The following is a 14,251-nucleotide window of genomic DNA, read 5'->3' on the forward strand; positions in this document are numbered from 1 at the left end:
TTGCATACGGTCTTAATCCTAACGCGTGGTAGCGGTGCTCGATGAAATTTGTGCAACGAAACACGAAAGGCGCTGCCGTTGTTTATCGGCAGCGCCTCGAAAGCTTCATTCAGGAATGCAAGATTGGAATGCCCGATCACTCCGCCGCCTGCGCCGGTGGCGGCGCCAGGCTTCGGTCTTCCACTTCGACCGGCTTCAGCTTCATTCTGGCAGCGGCTTCCATTTCCCCCTGCAGCCTGTGCTCCTCGTCCGCATGCGGCTTGGTGAAGCGCGCGATGGTGAGATAGGCCACAGGCGTCAGGTAGAGCGTCACGACGGCGGCAAGACCGAGGCCACCGACGAGCACCCAGCCGAGCGAGATGCGCGCCTCGGCGCCCGCCCCGCTCGCCAGAACCAGCGGCAGCGCGCCGACGACGGTGGCGATCATGGTCATCATCACCGGCCGCAGGCGGGTATTGGAGGCGTTCTCGATGGCGCTTCGCACATCCTGGCCGCGGTCGCGCAACTGATTGGCGAACTCCACGATCAGGATGCCGTTCTTGGCCATGATGCCGACGAGCAGCACCAGCCCGATCTGGCTGTAGATGTTCAGCGACGTCCCGGTCAGGATCATGGCGAACACGGCGCAGGCGAGCCCCAGCGGCACCGTCGTCATGATGATCACGGCGCTGACGAAGCTTTCGAACTGCGCCGCGAGGACCAGGAAGATGATGACGATCGCAAAGCCGAAGGTGATCATGAGACCGTTGGCGTTTTCGCCGAGCGTCGCCGCCTCAGCCATGGGAAGCAGCCGCGAGCCTTCCGGCAACAGCGGCTCGGCCATCTGCTGCACCATTTTCAGCGCTTCGCCGAGCGCAAGACCATCCTTCAGCCCGGCCGACAGCGACACGGAACGAAGCTGCTGGTCGCGCGCAAGCTGCGGCGCCACCGCCTGCTCCTTGAGCGTGGCGATCGACGACATCGGCACGATCTTGCCGTCCTTCGTCTTCAGGAAGATGTTTTCAAGGTCGGTCGGATCGTTGACGGGATTGGTGGTGGACGAGATGAGCACCGGATAGGCCTGCCCCTCGACATAGACGTCGACGACGCTGGAGCCGTCGATCACCGCCTTCAGCGCGGAGGAAAGCCCGTTGATATCGATGCCGAGATCGGATGCGCGTTCGCGGTCGATGGTAACGGATAGCTGCGCCTGGTTCGCCTCGTAGTTCAGCCGCACGTTCTCGAACCGGCCGCTGTCCTCGATCTTGCGCACCAGTTCGGCCGCCGCGTCGCCAAGCTTCTGGTAGTTGTTGCCGATCAGGGCGACCTGCAGGCCGCTCCCGGCGCCGCGAATGCCGAGGCTGTTCGGCTGGATCGCAAAGGCGCGAACCGACGGCACGTCGGCGGTGGCGGCATTGATATCGGTCACGATCTGCTGCTGCGTGCGCTCGCGTTCCTCCCAAGGCGCAAGGGTCAGCACCATGAAGCCGCTATTGGCCGAACCGCCCTGACCGGAGATTGAGTAAATGTTGACGATCTCGCCGCTGTCATAGAGCGGCTTCAGCTTCTCCTCGATCAGCCGCATCTGCTCCTGCGTGTATTCCAGCGAGACGCCCTGCGGCGCGTTGATGCGCATCATCACCAGCGAACGGTCCTCGTTCGGCGTCAGTTCCGATTTCAGCGTCAGGAATGCTCCCGCACCGAAGGCGGTGAACAGCAGGGCGACCACGTAGACGACGAGAGGAGCATTCAGGCAGGCCCGCAGCGTTCTGCGATAGAATCCGGAGGCGAAAGTTCCGATGCGCCCGAGGATGCCGCCGTGCCCGTGCTCGGCCGATTCCTTTGTCAGCATGCGCGAGGCGAGCATGGGGCAAAGGGTCAGCGCCACAAAACCCGAAAGGATGAGTGAGAATGCCAGCACGAAGCCGAATTCGCGGAAAAGCCGCCCCGTCTGCCCCGGAAGGAAGGACAGCGGCACGAAGACCGCACACAGCGTAGCCGTCGTCGCGATGACGGCGAAGAAAACCTCAAGCGTACCGAGCACGGCTGCTGCGCGCGGCCCCAGCCCCTCGGCCCGCCGCCGCACGATGTTCTCCAGCACGACGATCGCGTCGTCCACGACGAGGCCGGTCGCAAGCACGATCGCAAGCAGGGTAAGGATGTTGATCGAAAAGCCGGCGAGATAGATCGCCGCCAGCGTGCCGATCAGCGCGATCGGCATGCTGATGGTCGGGATCAGCGTTGCGCGCCAGTCGAGCAGGAACAGATAGATCACCAGCGTGACGATGATGACGGCGACCGCCAGCGCGATCTCGACCTCATGCAGCGCGCCCTGGATGAACACGGCGTCGTCGCTCGTCACGCGCAGTTCCGTACCCTCAGGCAGGATGCCCTTGAGCTGCTCGACGGTCGCGCGGACGCCTTGCGAAATATCGAGCGTGTTGGATTGCGCCTGACGGACGATGCCAAGGCCGATTCCCGGCCGGCCGTTCGATCGCAATGCCGTGGTGCCGTCGTCCGGTCCGAGCGTGATCGTGGCGATGTCACCCAGCCGCACGCGGTTCTGCAGCAGCAGGTTCTCGAAATCCTCGGGCGTTGCGAGATCCGCCGTCGCGCGGACCGTGAGATCCTGGTTCACACTGGTCAAGGATCCGGCCGGCACGTCGAAGGAAGCGGTCTGCAGCGCCGTGCTGAGGTCGGCGATCGTCAGTCCGCGGCTTGCAAGCTTGGCCTGGTCGATGTCGACGCGGAACACCTTCTCCTGTTCGCCGTAAACGTTCACATCGGCGACGCCCTCGACCGCAGCCAGCCTGTCGGTGACCTCGTTTTCCGCCAATAGCGTCAGGTCTTCCATCGACAGCCGGTCGGAAGTCAAAGCCAGCCGCATGATCGGCTGGCTGTCCGCATCCGCCTTGACGACGCGCGGCTCCTCTGCGCCATCGGGTATCTGGTTGGCCACGCGCCCAAGCGCGTCACGAACGTCGTTCGCCGCCTGGCTGACATCGGTGGTATCGCTGAATTGAAGCGTCACGCGGCTTTGGCCGAACGAGGATGTCGCCGAGATGTCCTTGATGCCCTGTACCCGCGACACCGCACCCTCGATCACATCGGTCAGTTCGCGGTCCACCGTTTCGGGTGAAGCCCCCTCGAACTCGGTCGAGACGCTGATCACGGGCTGATCAACCGAGGGAAGCTCGCGAATTTCGACGCCGTTGAAGGCGGCAAGGCCGGCAACAACGATCAGCGTGTTGACAACGAGCGCAAAGATCGGCCGGCGAACGAAAAGTGCGGTAAATCCGGTCTGCCCGGTCTGGCTGTGGTTATCCGCCCCGCCGTTGCCCATCACGTGCCCTCCGCTACGGCGGGCTGGGCGGGTGCTGCAGTGGCCCCCATGACCTTGACATCGCTGCCGTCACGCAGGCGCTGCAGCCCCTCGGTAACGACCATGTCGTTCTCGGCAAGCTTGGCATCGACGAGAACCTTGTCGGGATTGCGCTGGATGATGAGGACCGGAACCTTCTCCGCCTTTTCACCGACGATGTGCCAGACATAGGAGCCTTCGGCGCTCCACTGCAGCGCCAGCGGATCGACGCTCGGGTAGCGATCGCCCGCAAACTGCATCGATACCGAGAACGACATGCCGGCGCGCAGGACGTCTTCCGGATTGTCGATTTTTGCACGGACGCGCAGCGTACGGCTCGCCTGGTCGATACGGTTGTCCACGGCCTCCACCGAACCGGTGAACACCTCGCCCGGCCGGGCAATTGCGGTCGCCGAAACCGGGCCACCCACGCGGATCTTGTTGACGAAGCGCTCCGGCACCCAGAAATCGACCAGGATTTCCGAACGATCGTCCACCCGCGCGATTTCGCTGGAGGTTGTAACATAGTCTCCGGGATTGACGGAGATGATGCCGACGACACCGTCATAGGGCGCATTGATATCGCGGCGGCTAAGGTCGAGCTCGGCCTTCTGCAGCGCCAGTTCCGCCGCCTTCAGTTCGTCGCGGGCATCCTGGATTGCCACGTCAGTTACGGCCGCTGCCCGCTTCAGGTTTTCGTAGCGCTCTACCTTGTCGGCCGCACGGTCGCGCGTCAGCCGGGCCTGATCGGCTGCGATCCGCTGCTCGTCATTGTCCAGCCGCGCGATCACCTGCCCCGATGTCACCTTGTCGCCCGACTTGACGAACACGTCCGTCAGGTTCCCCGTCGAGTACGGCGTCGCAACGACGCTGCGGATCGCTTCGCCATCGCCGATCGCGTTCAGGCGGTCGTTTACCACCGCAAAAGCCACCGGCTTCGTCACAACCAGCATCGGGCCACCGAAACCGCCACTCTGCCGACGGGCAGCGCCGCCCTTCTCTGCCGTGCTGTCTGCGGGCGCAACCCAGGCAACCAGGCCAGCCGGAATTCCCGCTGCCTTCAACGTGTCGGCGGCCCCCGGGGCGAGACGGCCCCAGACGAGAACGCCAACGCCGACCACGGCAAGGCTGACCAGCAGTTGCTTCCAAATGCGCATTCAGGACTCCGGACATAACTTGGCTGTCCGCTTCCAGAGCGGTTCGCCGATCGGACCAAGTATCGTGTTTTGGCCCTGAACCGGCAATGAAAGAATACCAACATTACGTAATTGTAAGAATTGCTGGAAAATCCGTTCTCCACCCTCCGCAATGGCTGGAATGCCGGCGTCTGGACCATGCGCCGGCTTGTTGCTAGCGTTCCTCCCGGCGGCCAGTATCCGCCTATTTATTAGACAGTTAAAATATATTGATGGAAGGGGAATTTGAATGTGCAACGCATGCGTCATCGAATCGATAAAGACCAACATGCTCTCGCGCCGCGGCCTCTTTAGAGCCGCCGCCGCGGGAGCGGTGACGGCCGCCGCAGTGGGCACCGGCGCGCTCAGCCCGGCGATCGCGGCAGCGCCTGCGAGCGTAACCGACCTGACCCACGAACTCTACGAGGAGTTTCCCACGTTCTTCGGCCCGCAGCAGTTCTTCCGCGAGCAGAAATTCAATTTCAAGGAGCATACGTTCAACCTGTTCGAACTGCGCTACAGCGAGCATACCGGCACGCACATGGATGCCCCTCTGCACTTCTCGGCCGACGGGCTGTCGGTCGCGGAAATTCCGGTCGAAAACCTCGTGGTGCCTCTGGCCGTCATCGATATCAGGGAGAAGGCTGCAGCCGATCCCGATGCCCAGCTGACACCTGAAGACATCAAGGCTTGGATCGCCGCGAACGGCGAAATTCCCGACAATGCCTGCGTCGCCCTGAATTCCGGCTGGTCGGCCCATCTCGGCACAGACAAGTTCCGCAATGCGGATGCCGAGGGCAAGATGCATTTCCCCGGCTTCCACGTCGAGGCCGTCCAGGCCCTGCTGGAAACCAAAGCCGCCGGCATCGCGGTCGACACACTGTCCCTCGACCATGGAATTTCGCCGGACTTTGCGACCCACAACACCTGGCTGCCCGCAGGCCGGTGGGGCCTTGAAGCGGTAGCAAACCTGGACAAGCTGCCGGCGAAGGGCGCCACGCTCGTGGTCGGCGCGCCGAAGGTGCGCGGCGGCACGGGCGGCCCCGCACGCGTTCTGGCGCTGGTCTAACGCAAGAAGGCGCACCGGCGTCGGCCCCCCGCCGCCGCCGGTATCGCATCAGGCATGACCGGTATCACATCAGGCATGAAAGGAGCACGAGCCCATGAGCACGATCAGACCGGCAGCCGATCTCGAGGCGGATCCCCGCGTAAAGGCGGTGTTCGACGACATCCGGGCGACGCGCAAGTCCGATTTCATCAACAACATGTGGCTTTACCTCGCCTTCGACCCGGCCCTGCTGGAAAGCACCTGGCGGGAGGTGAAGGCCGTCATGGCGACGCCGTCGACGCTGGACCCGCTGGTAAAGGAGATGCTCTATATCGCGGTCTCGGTGACGAACGGCTGCAGCTACTGCGTCCACTCGCACACGGCAGCGGCAAAGGCCAAGGGCATGAGCCCGTCGCAGCATGCGGAACTTCTCGCCATCATTTCGTTGGCCGGCAAGACCAACCAACTCGCGACGGCTCTGCAGCTGCCGGTGGACGCCGCCTTCGACGCCGACCGCAATTGATCAAGGCGTCGCGCATGCTATTGATCTGCCTGAAGCAACCGAGCGGGCGGCTTTGTTGCGCCTTTGCATCGGTGCCGGTCTCCGTCGCCCTATGACGGAGATGTGATGGGCCCGCCGTATTGTCATGGCGCGGAGAACGCCGCTAGGCATTGTTCACACGTGCAATTTCACCCGAAAGACACTTCCTGAAATGTCCGCCGAATTCCTGACGTCACGCAGAGCCTTCGTTCTCGCTGCCGCATCCGCCATACTTGCCAGTTGCACCACCACCGGTCCCGCCGGGGGCAGAGCTCCCCTCCCCGTGGCGCCGCGGCGGCCAATCGTGCCGCCGACCGCTGCGGAGCTGGACGTCATGTACGGTCCCGTCGAGGATGGCGGCTTCACGATCCCGGCTATCCCCTACCAGCAGATCGATCCTAAATATTACCGCCAACGGGTCGCCGATCCGACGGGCGAACCCGCTGGTACGGTCGTCGTCGATACGCCGAGCCGCTTCCTCTACGTCGTCGAGCCGGGCGGCACCGCCATGCGCTACGGTGTCGGCATCGGCCGCGACGGCTTTTCCTGGGAAGGCGAAGGCACGATCCACTGGCGTCAGCCCTGGCCCCGCTGGAAGCCGCCGAACGAGATGGTCGCGCGCCAGCCGGAACTCGTAAAATATTCGATCGAGAACGGCGGCATGGCACCGGGCCTCAAAAACCCGCTCGGCGCCCGCGCGCTCTATATCTTCCAGAACGGGCAGGACACGCTGTATCGCCTGCACGGCAACCCCGAATGGCGCTCCATCGGCAAGGCCGTCTCTTCCGGTTGCGTCCGCCTGATGAACCAGGACGTCATCGACCTCTACAATCGCGTGCCCTACCACGCGCGGATCGTCGTTCGCCAGTAACCGCGCCAGTAACGGCGCCAGTAGCCTGCCCGCGTCCGGACGAGACGCGGGCGGCACCATTCCGCACCCGCATGGACGACATGCGCGGAATAAAAGAAGAACGCGTAACTGGCCTTTCGCCCCCGAATCACTACATTGAGCCGCATGATGAGCGGTTATGACGATATTCCCTTCTTCGACGACGACGATCCGGCGTTGCGGAAGCCTCCTGCCCCGAACCAAAAGACCGGCAGCCCGGCTGGCGGCGGCATTGCCGCGCGCGCCATGGCTGCCCGCGACCAGCACCGTGTGCCCGACTATCTCTCTGGGCTGAATCCCGAGCAGCGCGAGGCGGTCGAGACGCTGGACGGGCCGGTCCTCGTGCTCGCCGGCGCCGGCACGGGCAAGACCCGGGTGCTGACGACCCGTATCGCCCATATCCTCGCCACCGGCCGCGCCTTCCCCTCGCAGATCCTCGCCGTGACCTTCACCAACAAGGCCGCGCGCGAGATGAAGGAGCGCATCGGCCTTTTGGTCGGCGGCGCCGTCGAGGGCATGCCCTGGCTCGGCACGTTCCACTCGATCGGCGTCAAGCTGCTGCGCCGCCATGCCGAACTCGCGGGTCTGCGGTCTGATTTCACCATCCTCGACACCGACGACGTCGTCCGCCTGATCAAGCAGATCATCCAGGCCGAGGGGCTGGACGACAAGCGCTGGCCGGCCAAGCAGTTCGCCGGCATGATCGACACCTGGAAGAACAAGGGGCTGGACCCCGCGCAGATCCCCGAGGGCGACGCCCGCGCCTTTGCCAACGGCAAGGGCCGCGAACTCTACACAGCCTACCAGAACCGCCTGAAGACGCTGAACGCCTGCGACTTCGGCGACCTGCTGCTGCATCCGATCCGCATCCTGCGCACCCATCCCGACATCCTGCGCGAGTATCACCAGAAGTTCCGCTACATCCTGGTCGACGAGTACCAGGACACCAACACCGCCCAGTACATGTGGCTCAGGCTCCTGGCGCAACGCTCACCCAGCGCCCGCGCAGCCAATGGCGATGGCGAACAAGCCAGCGGCAGCTGGCCGGGCGACGTTTCGCCCGCGTCCGCGCAGGCCAGCGCCGGCAGGCGCGATGCGGCCGTGAGCGCAAGCCAAAAGCAGCAGATCAACATCTGCTGCGTCGGCGACGACGACCAGTCGATCTATGGCTGGCGCGGGGCGGAGGTGGACAACATCCTGCGCTTCGAGAAGGATTTTCCCGGCGCCAAGGTGATCAAGCTTGAGCGCAACTACCGCTCCACCGCCCACATCCTCGGCGCTGCGGGCCACCTGATCGCCCATAACGAGGACCGGCTGGGCAAGACGCTTTTCACCGACCGCCACGATCCGGAGGACGGAAAGGTCGTCGTTCATGCCGCCTGGGATAGCGAGGAGGAGGCGCGAGCGATCGGCGAAGCGATCGAAAGCCTCCAGCGGCCGGACCGCAACGGCAAACGCCACAATCTCAACGACATGGCGATCCTCGTGCGCGCCTCCTTCCAGATGCGCGAGTTCGAAGACCGCTTCGTCACGCTCGGCCTCAACTACCGCGTCATCGGCGGCCCGCGCTTCTACGAGCGTCTCGAGATCCGCGATGCCATGGCCTATTTCCGCCTGGTGTGCCAGCCGGCCGACGACCTCGCCTTCGAGCGTATCGTCAACACGCCCAAGCGCGGCCTCGGCGACACCACCGTTCGCAACCTGCACGACTATGCCCGCGCCCGCGAGATTCCCATGCTGGCGGCGGCCGGCGACATCATCGAGACGGATGAGCTGAAGCCGAAGGCCCGCAAGGCGCTCTTCGACGTCGTGGCCGACTTCAAGCGCTGGTCGACGCTGCTGGAAACGCTTCCCCATACCGAGCTCGCCGAACAGATCCTCGACGAGAGCGGCTATACCGCGATGTGGCAGAACGACAAGTCCGCCGAGGCCCCGGGTCGTCTGGAAAACCTGAAGGAATTGATCCGGTCGATGGAGCAGTTCGAAAGCCTGCGCGGCTTCCTCGAACATGTCTCGCTGGTGATGGATGCCGAGCAGAACGAGGATCTCGACGCCGTCTCGATCATGACGCTGCATTCCGCCAAGGGGCTGGAATTCCAGACCGTGTTCCTTCCCGGCTGGGAGGAAGGGCTGTTCCCGCACCAGCGCGCGCTCGACGAGGGCGGCCGTGCCGGACTGGAGGAAGAGCGGCGGCTCGCCTATGTCGGCATCACCCGCGCCAAGCGCAACTGCCACATCTGGTTCGTCTCCAACCGTCGCATCCATGGCCTCTGGCAATCGACCATTCCCTCGCGCTTCCTCGACGAACTGCCGGAAGCCCATGTCGAAGTCGCAGAGACGGAGCAGTCCTATGGCGGCTACGGGCGGGGCGGCTACGGCCAGTCGCGCTTCGACAAGCAGGAGCCCTTCCAGAATGCCTATTCTACCCCCGGCTGGCGCCGCGCACAGGCGAACAGGACGGACGCCACCCGCGACAACTGGGGCAACCGCTCCGGCCATGCGATCGAGCGCATCGGCTATGGCGAGAGCGGCCCGCGCGCCCGTACCATCGAGGGCGAGCTCGTCGCCAAGTCCACCACCACGGAGCCTTCGCGCTTCTCGGTCGGCGATCGGGTTTTCCACCTGAAGTTCGGCAACGGCAACATCGCGGCGATCGAGGGCAACAAGCTGACCATCGACTTCGACCGCGCCGGGCAGAAGCGCGTGCTGGACGGCTTCGTCCAGCCGGTGTGATTCCCCGCTCTCGCCGGCGCAGGCTCCATCAGCGATGTCGCGGGATCTTCCGGGTTCCCGCGCATCGGATCAAGGTCCGGTGACCGGCCGCATCGGTCCGCAGGCCGTAGCCTCGTTGCAGCATGTCGGGTATCATGAAGATGTAGCGGGCCCCGGCGGGAGCCGCCCCAAGCGCAAGGCATAACCATCGCGTTCCCACGCGTAAGCCGAATACGGGGCCCATGGCCGGACGTTGGTCCTACGACCGAACCCGCCCTCGCCTGCAATCGCCGAAAGAACCGGCGTTCTCCTATCGTGATTGGACATCCGCGGCCAATGGGTTCACGCTATCTGAGTGGGGCTGCATGAGCATCGGGGGCGGAACAACCATCCTCTACATGGGAGTCCAAGATGAAGCATCAAACAGTCGAACAACTGCGGCTTGTTGCGGAAGTCGAGTCCTTTCCAGCTCAGACCATGACGCGCACGGAGCGCCTGGAACGCTGGGCGGAACTCCTGGAGAAGAATCCGCACTGGCATCTTTCGACCTTGCGTCAGACGGAACATCAGTCGCCAAGCGTTCGCGCCAACATGCGCGGCGACGGCTCGCCGATTTCGGTGGCATTCGCCGATCCGGTGCTGCGGTCGGCTGGGCTGGCTGATGATACGTATGGCGAGGCTCGCCGGTTCTTCGAGCTGTCGGACGACGAATTGCACGAGGTCATCTGCTACTGCCACTACGGTTCGGCTGTCAGTGCCGGCACCGCCGCGGCCCAGATTCGTGCCGTTCTCGCGCCGAAGCCTCCCGGCTTCTTCGCGATTTTGCGCCGGTTGTTCATGGCATAGCGCAAGCCTTTGAATCGGGACCGATCCGAAGGCAGGAGCATGCGTCGATCAGAGATATGGCCGCGTCCGCGTCGCACTCAAGTGCGGCGCCCTTTTACTGATGGCCCTGATCGTATGGCGCATGCGGCACGGGGTCGTCCGATGAGCCTCGCAGGGGCGACGGTTGCCGGCATGGGACCGCCGCGCGCGGGATCGCGGGTTGTCGTTACTTCCTCGCGCCTCAGCCTTTTCCACCGAACAGCGAGGCGAGCCGCGTCTTTCCGGAAGACATGCTCGGGACGACCACCAGCGTATCGATCTCCCCACGCTTGAAGGCGGCGAGGAAGCGCGGATAGTTCTTGAAGGCAACGCAGCCGTGCGAATTGCCATTGCGGCCGAGCAGGTAGGAATGGGTCAAAAGCCCGGTGCGTCCATGTGGATGCACGCCGTTGACAGGGGTCATGCGCAGCGCTTCGACACCGTGAAAGAGCCTCTCGCGCATGGTCAGCTTGAACGTTCCGGGAGGCGTGGAGCCCCGCATCTTCATGTGAACGTATTTCGGATTGTCGCGCATTTTGCCGATGCCCGAATGCGCCTCCAGCCGTTCGCCGTTAGGCAGGTGCACGACGCCCGCGGAAATATCGTAATAGGCCGTGCGGCCGCGCGACCGTTTACGCTGTCCGCCGAACAGACCGGGCTTGGTCTCGCGCATCTCGTCGTCGCTGTCGACCTGGGCCGGGCTCGCATAGGCAAGTTCGCGGGCAGCCGGCTTGGCACGCGGGTTTTTCGGCTTCTCCTCGACGATCTTCGCAAGCGCCTTCGGACGCGCCTCCGGCAGCGGGATCGTATCGGGAAGGGCCGCCACGGCATCGCGCGCTTCTTCCGCCATCACGAGGCTGAAGGGCTTGCCGGAAACGGAGGCGCGGGTAACGTCGGGATCGACCAGTGCAGACACCAGCGTCGGCTGGACGCTCGCATTTGCCTCGGCGATTGTCCCGGCCTTCGTCCGCGATGCAGCCGCGACCGCATAAGCCTTCGCCGTCTTTTCCGTCTCGCGCTCGATCCGGGCGACCGTTTGCGCCTGGCGCTTGTCGTAATGGTCCTTGATCACCGCCACCGTCAGCCCTGCGGGCCACAACTGGTCGGCCGGCGTCTTCGACAGGCGGGCGAACTTGCGGACGCGAATGTTCCGCTCCACCGGCAGCGCACGCGCCACGGTCGGCAGATCGAGCGAAGCCTGCAGACGTCCCTGCTTGCCCGCCGCCGGCGTCATCGTCTGAACGGTCGCTAGCGCCGCGACGATCCAGGCTCCGGCCGCAACCGAGAGGCAGGCTCCAATCGCGGCAAGAGCGATGCCGCGCGGTTTTCTGAGGAAGAAAAGCCCGCCGAAGCTGGGCGAAATTTTACTGCACGCGACAACGACTGACGCCATAGTACTCGCTACCCATGGTACGCGTTACTCGATCCGGCGCCAATCGAACGGATTGCCGTCGGGACCGACACGAAGGCGTCAAAGCGCCGATTTCCGGGCGCCCCGTGCCATGCATGCTGGTCGAAACAATGACCAAATTGATGTCAAACTATGGTAAGCAATTGGTTTACGCGGCTTGACAAAACACGCGCCAACGCTCCGCCGGGCATAATCCGGACGGCGAAACACCGAACGATTTCAACAGGGTCGGACGGCTTAAATCGGCGCAGAATTTTTTTTGATACGACCGCTATCGGCGACGGTTAACGCGGAAAGTTTTTTGCCAGCCGATGTCTCCGATGGCGGTCTCTGGCCGACAAGCACCCGCCTCCGTCGGCGCCACACAGGGCGACGACGGGATGCTGAGACAATCCTGGCGCGCTACCGCAAAGGGTCAGGCAACTTTCAGCGGCGGCATGCCGTCATGGATGGCGTGTCGGATTTCCGCCCGGAATGCAGGCGTGTCATCATGGCCATGCACGGTGACGGCGTGCAGGACTGCCGCATCGACCAGCTCTTCTTCGGTGTCGGCGGATATGGCGATCGTGCACTTCATTTCGCTCGGAAACTCCCGGCAGTCTATGTATCTGCGGCCCATGGCTTCCTCCCGATTGCGCCCCGGCACAGGCCGGGCGGAGAAAGATACGCCGCAGCTACGACCGCGACAAATCACAAAGCGCGGTCCGCCCCGGTTCAGGCAACCGCCGGCATGCGCTGCAGCCAGTCGGTGCGGGCCTCATAGGCCGCCGCCAGTTGCAGCACGGCCATATCGGCACGCGGACGGCCGATGATCTGGATGCCGGCAGGAAGCCCGGCCGTGCCGAACCCGGCCGGCATGGCCGCGACCGGCAGCCCCGCCATCGTCGGCCCGATGACCACCTCCATCCAGCGGTGATAGGTATCCATCGATCGACCCGCGATCTCCTTCGGCCAGTCGAGGTCGACGTCGAACGGAAAGACCTGCGCTGCCGGAAGAACCAGAAAATCGTTCGTCTCGAACAGTTCGAGGACATGCCGATACCAGTCGCTGCGGATCGCGGAAGCGGCAAGGACGTCGGCGGCGGACAGCGCCCGTCCGTTCTCGATCTCCCAGATCATCTCCGGCTTCATCTCCGCCCGCTTGTCCCCATCGGTGTAGTCCGCGGCCTGTCCGCCCGCGACGAGAAAATGACGATAGGTGCGCCACCCCCACCAGAGGCGTTCCATCTCGAAACGGGCAGTCACGTCGCTGACCGAAGCGCCGAGCGAGGAAAAGACGGTCATTGCGTCGCGGCAGAGTTCCAGAACGCCCGGCTCGAATGGCAGATGCCCGCCATAGTCGCCAAGCCAGCCGATCCGGACGCCGGACCAGTCCTTCCGCGCCTCGAGCCGCAACGCCTCATCCGGGAGAGATAGCGGATCACGCGCATCGTATCCGGCCTGGATCGAAAGCAGCGCCGCCACGTCAGCAACGCAGCGCCCCATTGGCCCGTTGACCGCATGCTGGCCGAGATAGAGCTCGCTTCCCAGCGACGGCACCCGGCCGAAACTCGGACGAAAGCCGACGACATTGTTGAAGGCGGCCGGGTTGCGCAGCGAACCCATCATGTCACTGCCGTCGGCAACGGCGACCATCCGCGTCGCAAGCGCAGCCCCGGCACCTCCCGAAGAGCCGCCGGCACTTCGGCCGAGGTCGTAGGGATTCCGCGTCGCGCCGAAAACGCCGTTATAGGTGTGCGACCCAAGCCCCATCTCGGGCGCATTGGTCTTGCCGATGACGATTGCGCCTGCTGCACGGATCCGCTCCACGTGGATGTCGTCGAAGTCCGGCACGTAGTCGCGGTAGCTGCGTGATCCGTAGGTGCAGCGCAGGCCCTTCGCCTCGGACAGGTCCTTCACCGCAAAGGGAATCCCGTGCAGCCAGCCGCGGGTCTGTCCCGCAGACAGCGCCCGGTCCGCCGCATCCGCTTCAGAAAGAAGCGGCGCCGTATCGCGAAGGCTGACGATCGCGTTCACCTTCGGGTTCAGCGCCTCGATCCGGGCGAGATAGGCTTCCATCACAGCCCGGCAACTGACGTGGCGGGAATGGATGGCACGCGAAAGCGTCGTTGCGGAAAGGCTCGTGATGTCATCCATTCGGCGCTCGTCCCCTGCTAGTCTCTCTTTGCCGACCGAAGGCCGGCCGGCGAGGCAAGCTAGCGCATGCGGCAGGGGTTCGAAATCACTGCATGAAAGAAAAGATCCAAGGACGGCCAACCGGGCGCGCCGTCC

At 64.1% G+C, this 14,251-nt stretch carries 10 protein-coding genes; 5 read left to right on the top strand and 5 right to left on the bottom strand.

Annotation, left to right across the window (positions count from 1 at the left end; genetic code table 11):
• Nucleotides 1-136: 136 nt before the first annotated feature.
• Together HV823_RS14270 and HV823_RS14275 are read right to left on the bottom strand one after the other, a co-directional pair.
• Nucleotides 137-3,322 carry an efflux RND transporter permease subunit gene (locus HV823_RS14270; protein ID WP_176950399.1) on the bottom strand — a complete coding sequence of 1,062 codons (3,186 nt, stop codon included), beginning with the start codon at nt 3,320-3,322 and terminating at the stop codon, nt 137-139.
• The gene (locus tag HV823_RS14275) at nt 3,322-4,497 is read right to left on the bottom strand and encodes an efflux RND transporter periplasmic adaptor subunit (RefSeq protein ID WP_176950400.1); all 1,176 of its coding nucleotides are present in this window, start codon (nt 4,495-4,497) and stop codon (nt 3,322-3,324) included. The genes HV823_RS14270 and HV823_RS14275 overlap by 1 nt, the downstream gene beginning before the upstream one ends.
• 268 nt (nt 4,498-4,765) lie before the next feature.
• On the opposite strand from HV823_RS14275, the gene HV823_RS14280 reads away from it, so the two are divergent.
• The 5 genes from HV823_RS14280 (at nt 4,766) to HV823_RS14300 (ending at nt 10,551) form a co-directional block, all read left to right on the top strand.
• Entirely contained in the window at nt 4,766-5,584 is an 819-nt protein-coding gene (locus tag HV823_RS14280; RefSeq protein WP_176950401.1) for a cyclase family protein, read from the top strand.
• 94 nt (nt 5,585-5,678) lie between these two features.
• Nucleotides 5,679-6,086 carry a carboxymuconolactone decarboxylase family protein gene (locus HV823_RS14285; protein ID WP_176950402.1) on the top strand — a complete coding sequence of 136 codons (408 nt, stop codon included), beginning with the start codon at nt 5,679-5,681 and terminating at the stop codon, nt 6,084-6,086.
• Nucleotides 6,087-6,276: 190 nt separating this feature from the next.
• On the top strand, nt 6,277-6,975 hold the full coding sequence (locus tag HV823_RS14290; RefSeq protein WP_176950403.1) for a L,D-transpeptidase: 699 nt from the start codon (nt 6,277-6,279) through the stop codon (nt 6,973-6,975).
• 144 nt (nt 6,976-7,119) lie between these two features.
• The gene (locus tag HV823_RS14295) at nt 7,120-9,726 is read left to right on the top strand and encodes an ATP-dependent helicase (protein WP_176950404.1); all 2,607 of its coding nucleotides are present in this window, start codon (nt 7,120-7,122) and stop codon (nt 9,724-9,726) included.
• Nucleotides 9,727-10,116: 390 nt separating this feature from the next.
• The gene (locus HV823_RS14300; RefSeq protein ID WP_097139585.1) at nt 10,117-10,551 is read left to right on the top strand and encodes a hypothetical protein; all 435 of its coding nucleotides are present in this window, start codon (nt 10,117-10,119) and stop codon (nt 10,549-10,551) included.
• A gap of 220 nt (nt 10,552-10,771) precedes the next feature.
• On the opposite strand, the gene HV823_RS14305 is transcribed toward HV823_RS14300, so the two are convergent.
• From HV823_RS14305 to HV823_RS14315, 3 genes are all read right to left on the bottom strand, one after another.
• Nucleotides 10,772-11,962 (bottom strand): DUF2778 domain-containing protein, encoded by a 1,191-nt coding sequence (locus HV823_RS14305; protein ID WP_176950405.1) that lies wholly within the window; start codon nt 11,960-11,962, stop codon nt 10,772-10,774.
• A 433-nt stretch (nt 11,963-12,395) separates the two neighbouring features.
• On the bottom strand, nt 12,396-12,599 hold the full coding sequence (locus tag HV823_RS14310; protein ID WP_176950406.1) for a DUF1059 domain-containing protein: 204 nt from the start codon (nt 12,597-12,599) through the stop codon (nt 12,396-12,398).
• Between the two features lie 95 nt (nt 12,600-12,694).
• Nucleotides 12,695-14,116, bottom strand: a complete 1,422-nt coding sequence (locus tag HV823_RS14315) for an amidase (RefSeq protein WP_176950407.1) — start codon at nt 14,114-14,116, stop codon at nt 12,695-12,697.
• Nucleotides 14,117-14,251 lie beyond the last annotated feature (135 nt).

This window comes from Mycoplana rhizolycopersici, from assembly GCF_013378445.1.
In the GTDB taxonomy this organism is placed as follows: Bacteria; Pseudomonadota; Alphaproteobacteria; order Rhizobiales; family Rhizobiaceae; genus Mycoplana; species Mycoplana rhizolycopersici.